General features: G+C 49.7%; 13 protein-coding genes and 1 pseudogene. 3 read left to right on the forward strand and 11 right to left on the reverse strand.

Translation table 11 applies throughout. The features are described from left to right. Positions 1-93: 93 nt before the first annotated feature. From hutU to BLS15_RS03770, 5 genes and pseudogenes are all read right to left on the reverse strand, one after another. Positions 94-1758, reverse strand: coding sequence for a urocanate hydratase (hutU, locus tag BLS15_RS03750; RefSeq protein WP_021254079.1), 1665 nt, complete (start codon positions 1756-1758; stop codon positions 94-96). 53 nt (positions 1759-1811) lie between these two features. Next, the gene (gene hutH / locus BLS15_RS03755) at positions 1812-3374 is read right to left on the reverse strand and encodes a histidine ammonia-lyase (RefSeq protein ID WP_021254078.1); all 1563 of its coding nucleotides are present in this window, start codon (positions 3372-3374) and stop codon (positions 1812-1814) included. Between the two features lie 226 nt (positions 3375-3600). Further along, positions 3601-4547, reverse strand: a pseudogene (locus BLS15_RS03760) (alpha/beta hydrolase). A 66-nt stretch (positions 4548-4613) separates the two neighbouring features. After that, entirely contained in the window at positions 4614-5675 is a 1062-nt protein-coding gene (locus BLS15_RS03765) for an LLM class flavin-dependent oxidoreductase (RefSeq protein ID WP_028532196.1), read from the reverse strand. 178 nt (positions 5676-5853) lie between these two features. After that, positions 5854-7017: an MFS transporter gene (locus BLS15_RS03770; RefSeq protein ID WP_254777279.1), complete on the reverse strand. Its 1164-nt coding sequence runs from the start codon at positions 7015-7017 to the stop codon at positions 5854-5856. A 343-nt stretch (positions 7018-7360) separates the two neighbouring features. On the opposite strand from BLS15_RS03770, the gene BLS15_RS03775 reads away from it, so the two are divergent. Next, complete coding sequence (locus BLS15_RS03775; protein ID WP_090509936.1) at positions 7361-7942, forward strand: TetR/AcrR family transcriptional regulator; 582 nt, start codon at positions 7361-7363, stop codon at positions 7940-7942. 144 nt (positions 7943-8086) lie between these two features. Here BLS15_RS03775 and BLS15_RS03780 read toward each other — a convergent pair whose 3' ends face one another. The 4 genes from BLS15_RS03780 to nadB all read right to left on the reverse strand — a co-directional run bounded on the left by BLS15_RS03780 (position 8087) and on the right by nadB (position 12579). Beyond that, complete coding sequence (locus BLS15_RS03780; protein WP_090509941.1) at positions 8087-8743, reverse strand: DJ-1/PfpI family protein; 657 nt, start codon at positions 8741-8743, stop codon at positions 8087-8089. A gap of 203 nt (positions 8744-8946) precedes the next feature. Then, positions 8947-10044, reverse strand: coding sequence for a quinolinate synthase NadA (nadA, locus tag BLS15_RS03785; RefSeq protein WP_090509948.1), 1098 nt, complete (start codon positions 10042-10044; stop codon positions 8947-8949). A gap of 22 nt (positions 10045-10066) precedes the next feature. Then, the gene (nadC, locus tag BLS15_RS03790) at positions 10067-10900 is read right to left on the reverse strand and encodes a carboxylating nicotinate-nucleotide diphosphorylase (RefSeq protein WP_090509953.1); all 834 of its coding nucleotides are present in this window, start codon (positions 10898-10900) and stop codon (positions 10067-10069) included. Beyond that, positions 10882-12579, reverse strand: a complete 1698-nt coding sequence (gene nadB, locus BLS15_RS03795) for an L-aspartate oxidase (RefSeq protein WP_090509956.1) — start codon at positions 12577-12579, stop codon at positions 10882-10884. The genes nadC and nadB overlap by 19 nt, the downstream gene beginning before the upstream one ends. 235 nt (positions 12580-12814) lie before the next feature. On the opposite strand from nadB, the gene BLS15_RS03800 reads away from it, so the two are divergent. Further along, positions 12815-13960, forward strand: a complete 1146-nt coding sequence (locus BLS15_RS03800) for an IscS subfamily cysteine desulfurase (RefSeq protein WP_090509959.1) — start codon at positions 12815-12817, stop codon at positions 13958-13960. Next, positions 13950-14492, forward strand: coding sequence for a transcription repressor NadR (locus BLS15_RS03805; protein WP_090509963.1), 543 nt, complete (start codon positions 13950-13952; stop codon positions 14490-14492). Before BLS15_RS03800 ends, BLS15_RS03805 begins: the two co-directional genes overlap by 11 nt. Positions 14493-14735: 243 nt before the next feature. Here BLS15_RS03805 and BLS15_RS03810 read toward each other — a convergent pair whose 3' ends face one another. Both BLS15_RS03810 and BLS15_RS03815 read right to left on the reverse strand, forming a co-directional pair. Beyond that, positions 14736-15899, reverse strand: coding sequence for an Ig-like domain-containing protein (locus BLS15_RS03810; RefSeq protein ID WP_021254067.1), 1164 nt, complete (start codon positions 15897-15899; stop codon positions 14736-14738). A 305-nt stretch (positions 15900-16204) separates the two neighbouring features. Further along, positions 16205-16804 carry a nitroreductase family protein gene (locus BLS15_RS03815; protein WP_021254066.1) on the reverse strand — a complete coding sequence of 200 codons (600 nt, stop codon included), beginning with the start codon at positions 16802-16804 and terminating at the stop codon, positions 16205-16207. Positions 16805-16921 lie beyond the last annotated feature (117 nt).

Here is a 16921-nt window from a genome sequence, read left to right on the forward strand (position 1 = left end):
AGGTAATATTCCGTTGGTACTTCGCCGTACTATCGGCAATTTCCCGTGCTGTCAGGACTGCGGGCATTGCAATGTTGATTCCGTGCTCTGCTCTCAGGACTGCTGACGCATTGGAATACAGATTCCATGCTGCTCCGCGGTCGCAACCGCTTCGTCATATCCTGCGTCTACGTGACGGATGACTCCCATCCCCGGATCGGTCGTCAAGACGCAGCGCAGCCGTTCCGCAGCTTCATCCGTGCCGTCGGCAACGACGACCATTCCGGCGTGCAAGGAATATCCCATGCCAACGCCGCCACCGTGATGGACAGATACCCAAGAGGCCCCTGCCGATGTATTAATAAGTGCATTCAAGATTGCCCAGTCTCCTACAGCGTCGGAGCCATCCTTCATTGCCTCCGTCTCGCGGTTCGGGGAAGCAACGGAGCCGCAGTCGAGATGATCACGGCCAATAACGATCGGAGCGCTTAGCTCGCCTGACTTCACCATCTCATTAATCGCTAAGCCGAACTTGGCGCGATCTCCATATCCGAGCCAGCAAATACGGGCCGGTAGACCTTGGAAGGACACCCTCTCTTGGGCCATCGTAATCCAGCGGCGCAAATGATCATTATCCGGGAACAGCTTCAATACGAGTTCATCTGTCTTGCGAATATCTTCTGGATCGCCCGATAAGGCAGCCCAGCGGAATGGCCCTTTGCCCTCGCAGAAGAGCGGACGAATATAAGCCGGAACAAAGCCTGGAAATGCGAACGCATCTTGTACACCTTGATCGAATGCCACTTGGCGAATGTTGTTGCCGTAATCGAACACAACAGATCCGAGCTTCTGCAAGTCCAACATCGCCTGCACGTGAACCGCCATACTGGCCTTCGCCAGCTCGATATAATGCTTCGGATCACGGACGCGAAGAGCAGCCGCATCCTCTAAGCTGTAACCAGCTGGGATGTAACCGTTGAGCGGATCATGAGCAGAAGTCTGATCGGTTACGAAGTCAGGCTTGATGCCGCGGCGCACAAATTCAGGGAACAGCTCTGCTGCATTGCCAAGCAATCCGATCGATAACGGCCTCTTCTCATTGATTGCTTGAAGTGCGAGTTCCAATGCTTCGTCTAAGGTCTCGGTCAATACATCACAGTAACGCGTTTCAATTCGGCGTTCAATCCGAGAACGATCTGCCTCGACTGCAATCACGACGCCATCATTCATCGTCACAGCAAGAGGCTGGGCACCACCCATGCCGCCAAGACCGGCCGTTAATGTAAGCGTGCCGCGAAGCGACCCTCCTGCATGCTGACGAGCAGCTTCAGCGAACGTTTCATATGTGCCTTGGAGAATGCCTTGCGTCCCAATATAAATCCAGCTTCCCGCAGTCATCTGGCCATACATCATCAGCCCTTTGCGTTCGAGCTCGCGGAAGTGATCCCAGTTCGCCCAATTCGGTACGAGCACAGAGTTCGACAAGAGTACGCGGGGTGCCCGCTCGTGTGTGCGGAATACGCCGACCGGCTTGCCGGATTGAATAAGCAGCGTCTCATCGCTCTCCAGCCGCTGCAGTTCACGGACAATGGCCTCGTAGGAAGGCCAGTTGCGTGCCGCCTTGCCAATCCCGCCATAGACCACCAAGTCTTCCGGTCGTTCCGCCACTTCTGGATCCAAATTGTTCATCAGCATGCGCATGGCTGCTTCCTGAACCCACCCCTTGCATGTTAACTCGTTACCGCGCGGTGCACGAATGCTTCTCTTTACCTGATTCATCTTGTTACGCCTCCTTTTCATATGAAACCTGATGTTCTCTTCTTGAAGTCGACTTAATATAATCGGCCTGCTACTTCCTCTACGGCATGAAGGAACTCCCCTCTGCTAAGCGCAGATGCAACGGCTTCAATCTCCTTGCTTAAAGAGCGATCCGTCGTTACCGGCGGTACAAGCTTGCGCACCAAGTCGAAGAGCGCACGCGTCGAAGGAGCCAGCTTCTCTGCGCCTCGGAACTCGGCGGCTTCTGCCGCACAGATCAGCTCAATGGCCAGCACCTTGGACACATTGTCTACCACTTGTGCCGCATGGCGGGCAGACGTCGTGCCCATCGATACATGATCCTCCTGATTGGCGGAGGAAGGGATCGAGTCGACGCTCGCCGGATGAGCCAGTACTTTGTTCTCCGAGACGAGCGATGCGCTCACGTACTGCGGAATCATCATGCCGGACGCCATACCAGGCTGATGGCTAAGGAATGCAGGCAGCCCGCCAGACAATGCCGGATTGACAAGCCGCTCCGTGCGCCGCTCCGCTATGTTGGCTAGCTCGCTCATCCCTATTTTCAAGAAATCCATTGCAAACGCCATCGGCTGTCCATGGAAATTCCCGCCTGAGATGACTGTGCCCTGTTCCAAAAACAAGAGCGGATTATCGGTCGCTGCGTTCATCTCCACATTCAACTTATCCTCCACATAAGCAAGCACCTGTCGCGATGCGCCATGAACCTGAGGCAAGCAGCGCAGAGAATAGGCATCCTGCACACGAATGTCGCCTTGCTTCGTCGTCAACTGACTGCCGCTCAGCAGTGTTCTTAGATTGGCAGCGACGCCAATCTGCTCTGGATAAGGCCGGACGCGCTGAAGCTCATCCGCGAACGCATCCGTAATCCCATGCAAGCACTCCACCGTCAGAGCCGCGATCGCATCCGCCGTCTTGGCAAGCCGCAGGGCATGCACATAAGTCAGTGCACCGATTGCTGTCATAATCTGTGTGCCATTGATGAGCGACAGTCCTTCCTTGGCCTGCAGCTGCACGGGCTTCAGACCTGCCGATGCCAATGCATCATGACCGGACATGCGCGTTCCATGATAGACAGCTTCCCCTTCACCCATAAGAACCAGCGCCAAGTGCGACAATGGGGCCAAATCTCCGCTCGCGCCAAGTGATCCCTGCTCAGGGATCACCGGATGAACGCCCCGGTTGAGGCAATCGATGAGCAATTGAAGCGTTTCCAGACGAATGCCGGAGAATCCCTTCGCGAGGGCGTTCGCCCGCAGCAGCATGATCGTACGCACCGCTGCCTCTGGCAAGGAAGAACCAACGGCACAGGCATGACTCCGAATTAAGTTGGCTTGCAATTCTGCCGAATCCTCCGGCGAAATCATGACATCGCTGAATTTGCCGAATCCAGTAGTCACCCCATATACCACTTTATTCGCATCCACAAATTCCTCGACCATTTCACGGCATCGCATGACGCGCTGTACGGCGTCGGAGGCGAGAACCACTGGAGCGTAATCATAGGCAATCGCAGTCAGTTGACCTAGTGCCAATTGTCCTCCGTCCAGCGTGATTGGCCCCGTATGCTCTTCTTGTTGCAAATGTTTAACTGCCACAACCATTCCTCTCCTTTCTTGCTTTACCAAAAGAAAGAGGCTGTGCGGAAGTTGTTAGCTTCCACACAGCCTCTTGTTCAAAAGGGCCGACCTATGAAATTGCTCATCCCAGTAACAATGATGAACGCGCATCACTATGCATCGCCCTTTCATTTGAATTAGATAGGCAAATATATCCATTTCATTTACTATTACATGTGTATTCATTTCTGTCAAGTATGGTGCATCAGCAGACTGACGGATTAAGCGCCTTGGCCATCGCATCCACATAGCTCTGACTTGCGCGCCGGCTCACTTCCGCGTCGGGGACGAACACTTCGAAGCCATGATAGCTTCCAGGATACAGATGGAACTCAACATCTACCCCCGCTTCCGCAAGTCGAGTCACATAATCGATCGTCTCATCTCGGAACAGATCGAGCTGGCCAATACACGTATAGGTCGGCGGCAGCCCCGCCAAACTTTCTGCGCTCGACGGCACCGCATATGGGGATACTTCGCGAGTGTCGCTAGCATCTCCCAAGTACATGCTCCAGGCTGCTACGTTATTCGTCCGGTTCCAGGTTGCGTTGTCGGCCATAACTTCATAGCTTGATGCCGACTTATTTCGGTTGTCGAGCATCGGATACAGCGGCATTTGGAAGATAAGGGCCGGACCGCCTTTGTCGCGAGCCATTAAGGCAAGCGCTGCGGTTAGACCGCCGCCTCCACTCGCACCAGCTATCGCGACTCGATCTACATCAATGCCTAACGATTCGGCTTCATTCGTCATCCATATCAGGCCGGCGTAACAATCATCGATTGCAGCTGGGTAGGATGCTCGGGAGCAAGTCGGTAATCGACCGATACAACGATGCAATTCGCTGCCTGCACGAAGCGTTCGCACAAGTTATCGTCCATATCCGGATGCCCCATTACATAGCCTCCTCCATGAATCCACAGCATGGCCGGAAGCTTGGCGCCCGTTCGCGAGGCAGGCTCGTATACCTTGGCCAACATCTCGCCTGCTGCCCCCGGAATCATCTGGCTTGTCGTATGTACATGCTCTGACTTCTCAATCGGAGGATTTGACAACAAGCTTCTGCTCCACGCTAATTTCTCCTCTAGTTGAAAACCTGGAAACTGTGCTAATGCCGCTCTTAATTCCGGCGATACCCGACTTTCAAAATTCATGTAAGTTCCTCCAATACCGAGATGTAGTTTCGAAGCACTTGTTCTATTATCTATAACAACTCTGCATTACGCTTGAATTCCCGCTTCAGCTTCCCACTTGCTAATTTCCTCCCGAACTCGTGGCGCAACCTCCGTCCCTAACAGCTCAATCGCTCTCATTACTTGGTCATGCGGCATCGTGCTTAAGGGCACATACATCATAAAGCGTGTAATGCCTACCTGCTTGCGAAGGTGTATGATCTTGTGAGCAACCGTGTCCGGATCGCCAACATACAGCGCTCCTTCAAAGCTGCGGGCGGCGTCGAAGCTGGAACGGTCATAATACGCCCAGCCCCGCTCCTTGCCGAGTTTATTCATGCCTGCCTGGGTAGATGGGAAAAACATATCAGCTGCTGCTTCCGTATCCTCTGCAACAAATCCTATCGAATGTGAACCGACCTGGAGCCGCGATTCATCATGGCCAGCATGCGCGGCTGCCTTCTTATACAGCTGCACAAGCGGTGCAAAGTTCATCGGACTCCCGCCAATGATCGCCAGCATCAGCGGCAGTCCTAGCAGACCTGCACGGATAGCGGACTCCTGATTCCCCCCGCTCCCAATCCATACCGGCAATGGATCTTGAACCGAACGCGGATACACGCCCTGATTGCGAATCGCTGGCCGATGACGCCCTGACCAGGTAACCCTCTCAGACTCTCTTATGTGGAGAAGCAATTCCAAATGTTCTTCAAATAACTCATCATAATCGTTCAAATCATAGCCGAACAGGGGAAAAGATTCGACAAAGGAACCCCGGCCCGCCATAATTTCAGCACGTCCATTCGAAATCCCATCAAGCGCAGCAAAATCCTGATATACGCGCACTGGATCTGCTGAAGAAAGTACCGTCACCGCACTCGTCAGCCGAATGCGCGACGTCCGTGATGCAGCCGCTGCCAACACGATTGCAGGTGAAGATGCCGCATAGTCCTCGCGATGATGCTCCCCTATGCCGAACACATCAAGTCCCACCTGATCAGCAAGCACAATTTCCTCTACGACTTCGCGCAATCGCTGTGCGTGACTGATCACTTCACCAGTCTGAATATCCGGCTTTGTCTCTACAAACGAAGTAATACCAATCTCCACGGACAATCTCTCCTTATCGTATCGTTCATAGCATATCGAGTAGAGTAGGCTTGAAAACATTTATTTAACGTCGTATATATATCTTCATTTCGAGTGATTATTCAGTTCTGTTGAGTGAGGTGATAAATAATGTGATTCATGATGCTGAATCTGTAGATTATAAGACGCCAGCTTACCTTCATGCAGCAGCACCAACGCGTCTGGTCATTGCCCAAAAAAGGAGAGCTGCTGCACTGACAGAGGCTCCGAGCAAGCATACGCCTCCCCAGCCATAATGTGCATAGACGTGGGTTGAAGCAATTGAGCCGCTTGCACTGCCAATCGAATAGAACACCATATACCCGGCTGTTAGTCGACTGCGCGCCTCCGCGCGCAAAGGAAGGATCATTGTCTGATTCGTGACGTGTACGGCTTGCACCGCCAAGTCCAGCAGAACTATGCCAATCATTAATGCGAATAAGGATTGCTCTGTATAGCTGATGAACAACCATGAGAGCAGCAGTAGAACCAGAGAAAAACCCGTCGTTCTCTGTCCATAGCCTCGATCAGCCAGCTTCCCCGCTCGTGCTGCCGCTAACGCTCCGGCAACACCTGCCAATCCAAACGCCCCGATAGCACTGTGCGAGAGCGATAGCGGTGGCGCACTGAGTGGCAGTACGAGTGAAGTCCACAAAATGCTGAAATCAGCAAAAATCAGCAGCGCCAGGACAGAGCGGATACGCAGCATCCGTTCTTGTACAAACAACGTAATCACGGATCTAAGCAGCTGAGGATAGGACAGTGATTTGACCTCACGCTCCATATGGGGCAGCACTCTAGCAAACACACAAACGATAAATAGCAGCAGCGCGGCGGAGACTAGATATACGGCACGCCAACCTGCAAGATCCGTTACAATACCGGCAATGGATCGGGCAAGCAGAATGCCAATGACAATTCCGCTTGTGACAATGCCAACCACGCGTCCTCGTTCAGCGGAGGCAGCCATCGTTGCCGCAAACGCCACAAGCGTCTGCGTCACTACGGCAAGCAGCCCCACCAATGCCATGCCAACAAATAGAACGGTGCTGGTAGGAGCAGTTCCCACGATAATGAGAGCGATCATGGACAACAGCATCTGTCCGATAATTAACCGGCGCTGGTTCAACAAATCTCCAAGCGGTACCAGCAGAAGCAACCCCAGCCCATAAAAGATCTGAGTGATCGTAATCACGATGCCAATGATCGAATGCTCAATACCAAACTCAATCGACAGCTGATCGAGCAGTGGCTGGGCGAAGTAGATATTGGCGACAGACATGCCGCAAGCAGCCGCAAACAGCAGGATCACATAACGAGACATCGTCGTGTGCTGATCAGAATCAGACGTAAGCTGTGTTGCGGAATTCCCCTTGGCATGGGCATGAATCTCTGCCTTTTCTAGAACCTCCTCCATGTTGGACACACTTTACCTCCATTCGCTTAACTTAGTCATTATAATACTGTACCGAACGGTATGTTATAATTCCCAGTAAATATAGCTTGCGCCAACTCTTATTGTCAACAAGAATATTTGCCTTCATTAGCGATCGTTGAAATGTCCATCTTCTCTCAGTTGGGATAATCTGTCCTATATTTGACAAAGAGAACAGCTAATCATAAAATAATAATATACTGGACAGTACGTAAAAAGAGAGGTATTTATTGTGGCAAGAACTCGCGAATTTGACGAAGGTAAAGTATTAGATGCGGCCATGCAGCTATTTTGGGAGAAGGGATATGAGGCTACCTCGTTGAGTGATTTAACTTCCCGAATGGGTATTCAGCGCCCTAGCATTTACGCTGCCTTTGGAGACAAAAAGGAATTGTTCGAAACTGCGCTGCGCAAATATATGATGTCCCGGGCTTCTGAGACACGCGACAAGCTTCAAAGCCACTCATCTGTCAAAGAAGCATTTGCTGCGTTTTTTGCAGATGTGGTTGCTGAGGAATATGCAAGTGATTGCAGTGGGGGTTGTTTTTGCATTAATACCATGGTTGAACTTGCACCACATGATGAGAAATTCGAAATTCTAACAAGAGAACATCAAATGTACCTGTCTGTCATTTTCCAAGAAACGATAGAACGTGGAATTAACTCAGGCGAGCTCGATGCCCATATAGAAGCTAAGGCTTTGTCCCAAGCGCTCATCATCTCGCTAATTGGACTAACTGTTATGTTAAAGTCTCGTCCACAGCAATCATTTATTGATAATGCGATCAGAGCGACGCTTGCGTTGCTGAAGTAATGTAGGTCGTCTAGGAAATGAAAAAGCAGCAGTCTAGCACCCGAATAAAGTCCTAGACTGCTGCTTTCTATTTTCAGCTGCTGATATATCTCTCTGTTCTAATCCTCGCCTGTCTGTATCCAGACCTGATAGACGGATTACGATTTATAAATTCGGCTCCTGCTGCGAGAACTGTTGAAGCATTCCTCTTATCTGTTCTACCAATGGGGCCGGCGCTTTATGGGGCGAACCTGCATCAAACGGAGGCTGAGGATCATATTCCAAGATCAACTGCACTCCTTTGCTCATCTCTTCACCCATTTCCCAGGCTACCAATTGGAGTGCCATGTCGATACCGGAAGAGATGCCGGCCGCTGTGACGATTTTGCCATGGCGAACCACTCTCTCATTTGTTGGAATGGCTCCAAGCGAACGAAGCAGTTCGAAGGATCCCCAATGACTTGTTGCCTTGGCACCATTCAACAAGCCAGCAGCACTCAAAATCAAAGATCCGTTGCACACCGATGTCGTCCAAGTCGTGGTCTTATGCAATTGGCGTATCCAATTCAGCGTCGCTTCATCATTCATCGGAGCTTTATAGTTTGGCGGGCTGCAGCCAGGCACGACAAGAATATCAGCTGAAGTAATCTCCGAAAAGCTGTAATCGGCATGCATATAGCCCATTTTCGAATCTAATTTGATCAACCCTTTTTCTTTGGCGACAAACTTCACGTTGCATTTCATTGTAGCCGCAAATACTTCATAGGGCCCAATTGCGTCTAAGGCTGTGATTCCATCGTATAGCATGATTGCGATTTCCATCCAAGACCTCTCCCTTACGCATGGTGTTTGATTCGTATTCACACACAGTATACCATACCCCCCTATAGTATATTGGTGTCGATACTGTGAAACCATTGCTGGGTATAATGGAAAATAGCGTGTACATGCTCTATGCACCTGCGGCTCTCAATCAGCAATAAATTGCTATCTACAATAATGCACTCACCTCTAATAGTTCTTACCTAAATCTGCAGCATTCGATCCAGCGCCTTAACAGCATCGACCTTGATCGATTCTGGCACCGTAATGATGCCTACCGGCTTGCCTTGGTCAATCTGCTCCAATGACCAGAGCAAATGAGGCAGGTCGATCCGATTCATCGTTAAGCACGGGCACATATTCGGATTGAGCGATTCAATCTGCTTATCCGGGTGAGTATGGATGATGCGGTTCACGAGATTCATTTCCGTTCCGACGGCCCATTTCGTTCCGGGTTCCGCGGCATTGATCGTATCAATGATATACTTCGTGGATCCTGCATAATCCGATAACGCAACGACTTCACGCGAGCATTCAGGATGAACGATAATCTGAATCTCTGGATCTCGCTCCCGAACACTGCGAATATTGTCTACCGTGAACTTCTCATGTACTGAGCAATGCCCCTTCCACAAGATAACCTGAATGGCTTGCACATCCTCACGATCTGTCACCAGCTCGCCCAGCTCCGGATCCCACAACGCCATGTCGCGCAGCGGAATGCCCAGATCATAAGCCGTATTCCGTCCAAGATGCTGATCTGGCAGGAAGAGAATTCGTTCCTTCTGCTTGAACGCCCATGCCAATACTTCCTTCGCGTTAGATGAAGTTACTGTCGCGCCTCCATGTCGGCCAACGAAGGCTTTAATCTCAGCCGATGAATTGACATAGGTTAACGGAATAATGGTATCTCCATACACTGCCTGCAGACGTCCCCACGCCACCTCGGTCTGCTGCATATTGGCCATATCCGCCATCGAACAGCCAGCACGCATATCTGGGAGCACAACGACTTGACTCGGAGATGACAGCATGTCAGCCGTCTCCGCCATGAAGTGAACACCACAAAAGACAATAAACTCCGCATCTGTAATTCGCTGAGCAAGCTGCAGCGAGTCCCCTGTAATGTCAGCAAACTGAATGACCTCATCCTTCTGATAATGGTGGCCGGGAATCAACAATCTCGAGCCGAACCGCTGCTTGATATCACGCACCCGCTGCTCCATCTCTTCCACACTCAGCCGCTTATAGTGCTCAGGCATCATGCCATGTTCGCCTCTCATCACTTCCAATATGGACATCGTCTTTCTCCCCCTCTGTTCCTTAACGAAGTTCTACATCCATGCTAATGTCTAGACTGTGTACTGAATGAGTCAAAAATCCGAGTGATATATAATCTACACCTGTTCCCCGATACTGGTGAAGCGTGTTAAACGTAATGCCGCCTGATGCCTCAGTTATGATGCTTCCTGGTGTTAATGATGCGAAGTGCTTCACTTCTTCCGGTGAGCGGTTATCGAACATAATGACATCTGCCTGCGCGGCAATGGCCTCTAACAGCTGTGTCTCCGATTCAATCTCTACCTCAATCCGAATCATGTGGCCGGCATAAGATCGCGCTCGTCTAACCGCCTCTGTGATCGAGCCGCAAGCCGCAATATGATTGTCCTTGATCATGATGCCGTCATACAGACCGAAGCGATGATTATAGCCGCCGCCTACACGCACCGCATACTTGTCGAGCATGCGCAGACCCGGCATCGTCTTGCGCGTATCACAAATTCGGGTATGCTCGTCATCGAGCAGTCGAATCGCTTGACGCGTCTGAGTCGCAATCGCGGACATGCGCTGCAGCAAGTTCAGGACAACGCGCTCTCCAGTCAGCATTGCTCCCGCAGATCCCTGTAAGACCGCTATTGGTTCTCCCTGGGATAGAGAGTCCCCATCTCGCTTCTGCAAGGAAATCTGAATCCCCTCCGACATCAGCCGGAAGCCCTCTGTAATGACATCCGCCCCTGCAAGTAATCCGTCCGCTTTGCTTTTAATAACAGCTTCGCACTGTTCTCCGTCAAATAGAAATGATGATGTCTGATCCCCGCTTCCGATATCCTCCGCATAGAAGGATTCCAGCAGCCGTCTTAACTGAAAACGTTCCATGATGGCACAATCCTTTCGTTACGCACAATTTGAGTTCCTGTCAGGGAATGGACAATTTGCTTACTACCCCAATTATGATAATCACGATTCGGACAATCGCTCCGGTAATGAGCCCCGCGGCTCTCCTCCCGCAGCAGAGCAGACTCGGTAACAAGCTGTGCCAGCTGCCACAAGTTCGCAAGCTCCAGCTGTTCCCTTGTGATTTTTTGCACTTTCAAGGCCCGTGTCGGCATCTTCGTTAACCACTGCTTCATGCTCTGCAATTGTTCTTGATTCCGTTCAATTGCTGCTGCCGACGTCATTCTACGCTGAAGCTCTTCAAGCGACGTCTGCGGAACCTGTATCGAAATGGAGTGCTGCACATTACCATCGACTATTTCAGCCTCGACTGCTTTAGCCATGCCAACTTCGCCTATGACTGCTGCTTCACCCGTGAATACTTCAGCCGCTCTGGCTTCTCTGACAACGTTTGCCTCAAACTCGTCGGCCCGTGATCCCAGTTTCCCGAGCTCACTCGCACGAATTCGCATTGCCGCCTTGCGCCCTGTAACTAGTGCTTCCAACAATGAATTGCTCGCTAGACGATTAGCTCCATGGAGTCCGTTGCAGCCGGCTTCCCCAATCGTAAATAGTCCGTGAATCCCACTCTCTCCCCATTCATTGACTTGGATGCCTCCCATGAGGAAGTGCATGCCCGGGGCTACTGGAATCCGTCCCTTCTCCAGTTCTATACCAGCTTCTTCACAAAGTCGTGTAATGCTCGGGAAGCGACTTCGAAAATCTCTGCATGCTTGAATATCTATATAAACTGCATGCCCTTGCTGCATCTCCTCATGAATCACTCGAGCTACGACATCACGTGGAGCCAAATCCTTAAGTTCATGTCTGCCTTCCATAATCCGGCGGCCATGCTCGTCAATTAACACACCGCCTTCCCCGCGCACCGCTTCCGACACTAGTCCATAGCTGCGGTCGTCCTTCACAAGCAGCGTCGGATGAAACTGCATAAATTCAAGATCTGTTAGATGCGCACCTGCACGATAGGCCAGCATCAGCCCATCGCCGGTTGCAACCTGATGATTGCTGTGATGGCGATACAGGCTGCCACATCCACCTGTAGCTAACACAATATGCTCAGCATGAAGCGTCTCGATCTGCCCTTCCTTGCTTCGGAGAACAACACCATTACAGCGTCCTTTCTCCACAAGAAGATCAATTACAGTAACAAATTCACGGATTTGAACATGACTCGGGATCCGTTGCAGCAAATAATCCACCAGCATCCTGCCAGAGGCGTCACCGCCAGCATGAAAGATCCGATTCGCACGGTGAGCTCCCTCACGTCCCAGCATTAGCCTTCCATCGTGATCACGGTCAAAAGGAAACTGAGCCTCTACAAGCTCAAGCATAATCTCCTTGCCCTCCCGAATGACCGTCTGTACCATGTTCAGGTCGTTATGCCCCGCTCCGGCTTCAAGTGTATCTGCGATATGACTAAGCATCGTATCATCTGGCAAGTAGGAGGTAGCAATCCCCCCTTGTGCCAGAATTGAGTTGCTGTCTGACACCTTTCCTTTGGTTAATACAGTTGCGTGTATATGTGGAGGCAGCGAGGATAGTAACGACAATGCCGCGACTCCAGAACCCACAACAATAACGGAGTGTTCTCCCTTTTCCATATCTTTTCACTTCTTTATTTCGAAAATAAGTGCATGAACTTTACAAACAGACAATCATATAATATACATGTGTCTTTACACCTGTATTGACAGTAAATCTGATACAACATTACAATAAGCTCAGTTACTTTGCAAGCTAGGATTTTGATAAAAGCAACTCATTCCTGGATAGACATAGGAAACATGACTGCATGACGAGTAAAAAATAACAAGGATATAAAGGGGACTTTCACCGTTGATATATTTGGATTACGCCGCTGCTGCACCTATGGATGAACGTGCGCTGCACCTACTAACCGAATTAAGCCGCGAAGCATACGGCAATAGTCACAGCCTTCATGACACAGGCGGCCGTGCAGCATATGTGCTGGAATACTGCCGAGAGAAGCTGGCAAGTATGATAGGCGGAGTTAAGGAAGGCATATATTTTACGAGCGGAGGATCGGAGTCGAATCTATTGACGATTCAATCCATTCTGAACGGGTTGCCAGAGGGGAGAAAGCATCTTGTCACAACAGTAATGGAGCACGCCTCCATCCGTAATGCCCTTTCCTATCTGGAACGGCTAGGGTACCGGGTGACGCTCATTGAGCCGAATGCGGGAGGCATCATTACGAAGGAAATTCTTGAACAAGCACTTGAACCGGACACAGGCTTAGTATCCATTCAGCATGCCAATTCCGAGACAGGAATTGTGCAGCCATTGGCTGATCTGTCGCCTCTACTCAGAGCACGAGGCATTTTCCTGCATAGTGATATGGTTCAGACATTTGGCAAGCTCCCGATTGATATCCGCCAGTTGGGGGTGGATGCCTGCTCGTTGTCCAGCCACAAAGTGTATGGCCCCAAAGGGGTGGGAGCTTCCTACCTTCACCCACGAGTCCCTTGGCAGCCTGTCCTTCCAGGAACCCATCATGAACGCGGATTTCGCGCGGGCACAGTCAATGTTCCCGGTATTGGCGCCTTCGTGACCGCAGCCGAACATTGCGTAGAGAATCAAGCTGAGCTGTTATCACACTTCCGGCAGCTTCATACTTATTTGTTCACCCAAGCTGGGCGGCTTGGAATTCCACTCACCCCTGCTGTTAACGAACAATACGCCGAAGTTGCTCCACATATTGCCGGGTGCCTCTTTGACGGGATGGAGGGCCAATATGTTATGCTAGAATGTAATCGTAACGGAATCTGCATTTCGACCGGAACGGCCTGTGCAGCAGGTCATCAGGAGCATTCCCCCTCTCTTGCGGCTATTGGACTTCGCAAGGAGGAAGCGCTTCGGTTTATCCGCATTTCCTTCGGCAGATCCACAACTACTGAGCATCTGGACAGCCTATTAACATTGCTGGCGTCCTTGAAAGGAGCAAATCCAATTGGCGACTAACATCAAGCTGACAGGCGAAGAGCGCCGAACGAAGCTGCTGGATTGGCTGAAGTCCTCCTCTCCACTCACAGGAACCGAGTTGGCCCAACGAGCTAATGTATCACGCCAAGTAATCGTGCAAGATATGACCTTGCTAAAGGCGCGCAACGAGCCCATTCTCGCGACTAGCCAAGGATACGTATACATGGATCAAAGCACAAAAAAAAACGCCTCGTTGTTCGAGCGAGTAATTGCTGTTCAGCACGCACCCGAGCAAAGTGAGGAAGAACTGCTGCTTATCGTCGATTATGGCGTAGGCGTCAAGGATGTTATCGTGGAACACCCCATATACGGGCAAATCTCGGCACAAATCCGCGTCAATACCCGCAAAGAGGTCTATGATTTCATGAACAATATCCGCAGCAGCGGAGCAGCCTTCATCTCAGAGCTTACGAATGGAATTCATCTCCATACCTTGACCTCCCCAAGCGAAGAGCGATTGGATGAAGTATGCGAAGCGCTCAAAAAGGTCGGGTTCCTTATTACGGACTAAGCACGGGCACATTCTTACGGATAGATGTCTAATTGGCGTCTACATAGTTCCTGTGAAATGAAGAGATTCTCGATAATGGCAAATGAAAAGCGGCAGTATCAGGAATGACGAATCCTGAGCTGCCGCTTTCCGATATATACATCTTCATGACGCTGACATCACGAGCAACACGAACATCATGCTTTACTTCTACAGGTCATCAACCTGTGCAGGCCTTGTATAGAACTAGAACTCAAGATCATCCTACTCTACTGTGATACGCAGAGATACTTGTTTGCCGCCATATGAAAAGGTAAGGACAGCCTTCCCTTTACTTACTGCAGTAATCATCCCTTGATTGGCAGTCGCCTTGGCGTTCGACTTCGACTTGGCAAGTGACGTGACATCAGACGTGTTACCGCTGCTGTATACTGCCTGTACTCGATAGCTCGTCGACTGATGAGGCGCAAGCTTCGCCGTTGATGCCACAACGGTCAGCTTTTTCAACTTTGGTGTGACTTGAACCGGGATTTCAAACGTACGATCACCGTACACGCCCACAATTCTCGTCGTTCCCTCCGTAAGTCCTTTTACGCCGGAAACGGTTACTTTGGCAATTTGATCATTGCCGGACTTCCATGCTATCTTGCCAGCAAGAGACACCTTTTTGCCGCTCGATAAAGTGCCGATTACTTTAATGGGCTTCGCAGCTCCCGCTTCCACCACGAGAGATGTAGGCTGAACATCAATACTCACCAAGTTTTCCTGTAGTACAACGGGAAGAGTTACACCTTTCCCTCCATAATACAGTTTTACACTGACGCTTCCCTTTGGCTGCCCCACCGCCGTAACGACACCGCTGCCAACATCGATGCCCTGACCTGACGCTTTCGCCGTCACCTGTGAAGTTACATCTCTTGTGCTCCCGCCCGCATAGACCGCTTGAACGGAAAAAGCCGCAGACTTCCCGGGAGACAGTACCACCTTCGTAGGAGTTACAATTAGTTTTTTAATCGTAGCAGTAACGTGTACAGAAATATCAAACCTTTGTGATCCATATACGCCTGTAACGATCGTACTTCCTTCCGCCACTCCTTTAATTGTTGCGCCGCTCATTTTCACAACTTGCTCATTGCCTGACTGCCATTGCACCTTCGATCCAAGCGATACTTTTTTCCCATTGGATTCATATCCGTATACTTTAATCGACTTGGAGGAACCCGCACCTAATGTGACAGAATTAGATGGACTCACGTCATATTTCACAAACTCCTTAACGGAACCTGGCTGATTGCCGTATGTCACCGATACCGCGTCGCTCTGGGCATATAAACTTGTTGGGCATGATAAGGTCAAGATAAGCATCGAACAAACGATGAGCCACCCAATGCCAATGCGGCCTTTTCTAACTTCCAATACTGACTTCATAATTTCTCCTCTCTCAACGACTAGGTTCTCTATGTATAGCTAACGATTAGACTATGGTGGATTCAAAAAAGTTCACCTGTCCAATTATTTACTATATTATTTATTAACGGCTTATCGTGAGAAAAAGTGAACATCTCGCACGCGTATACGATTTCCTTCTCAATCCTTCGGCTAGGTTATGCAAGAATCTACTGCAAAGAAATCTTATGAAAATTACTTATTGGCACAAAAAAAGAATCCATTTTGAATAATGACAAATCAAAATGGATTCTTTGTATTGAATGTTCCGTTTATATAGTACTTAATTACTTATGAAACTTTACACGCTCTTCTAACGGTTTGAATTGCTTTTCACCTGGTGCAGCTGTTGGATTACCAAATGGCATTTGCGCAATAAGTTTCCAATTAGCAGGGATATTCCATTCTTTTTTCACTTCATCATCAATCAGTGGATTGTAATGCTGCAAAGATGCTCCCAATCCCTCTGCTTCCAATCCTGTCCACACCACTAATTGGTGCATACCCGATGCTTGGTTTGACCAAATTGGGAAGTTGTCAGCATATGCAGTAAATTGTTCTTGAAGTGATTTCACTACAGCCTCATCTTCAAAGAATAATACAGTACCATAACCTGCTTTGAAGGAATCCATTTTTTGTTGTGTTCCAGAAAAGTCTCCATCACCAACTACTTTTCTCAATGTTTCCGTTGTAATGTCCCATAATTTATTATGTGCCTCACCAGACAATACAACCAAACGCGAAGATTGTGAATTGAACGCTGACGGAGTGTGTTTCACAGCAAATTCGACGATTTCTTTGATTCTTTCATCTGATACTTTGACCTCTTTATTGATTCCGTAGTAAGTACGTCTTTCTTTAAGTGCAGTGTAGAAATCTTTTGTCATCGTTTTCTTCCTCCTAAATTCGATTATCCTTTAAATCGATATATGTTGTGGAAACATGTGTAAATAAATTAATTGCATCATTTTCGATACTTTTCATCCATCCTCAATTAATGTATC

Origin of the sequence: Paenibacillus sp. cl6col (genome assembly GCF_900102125.1) — a bacterium.
In the GTDB taxonomy this organism is placed as follows: domain Bacteria; phylum Bacillota; class Bacilli; order Paenibacillales; family Paenibacillaceae; genus Paenibacillus_B; species Paenibacillus_B suaedae.

Bases quoted from the DNA above. Each gene is read 5' to 3' on its own strand.
- nadB (WP_090509956.1), bottom strand. From the start codon at position 12,579: ATGGAAAAGGGAGAACACTCCGTTATTGTTGTGGGTTCTGGAGTCGCG.
- BLS15_RS03815 (WP_021254066.1), bottom strand. From the start codon at position 16,804: ATGACAAAAGATTTCTACACTGCACTTAAAGAAAGACGTACTTACTAC.
- nadA (WP_090509948.1), bottom strand. From the start codon at position 10,044: ATGTCCATATTGGAAGTGATGAGAGGCGAACATGGCATGATGCCTGAG.
- BLS15_RS03780 (WP_090509941.1), bottom strand. From the start codon at position 8,743: ATGGAAATCGCAATCATGCTATACGATGGAATCACAGCCTTAGACGCA.
- nadC (WP_090509953.1), bottom strand. From the start codon at position 10,900: ATGGAACGTTTTCAGTTAAGACGGCTGCTGGAATCCTTCTATGCGGAG.
- hutU (WP_021254079.1), bottom strand. From the start codon at position 1,758: ATGAATCAGGTAAAGAGAAGCATTCGTGCACCGCGCGGTAACGAGTTA.
- BLS15_RS03770 (WP_254777279.1), bottom strand. From the start codon at position 7,017: ATGTCTCGTTATGTGATCCTGCTGTTTGCGGCTGCTTGCGGCATGTCT.
- BLS15_RS03810 (WP_021254067.1), bottom strand. From the start codon at position 15,899: ATGAAGTCAGTATTGGAAGTTAGAAAAGGCCGCATTGGCATTGGGTGG.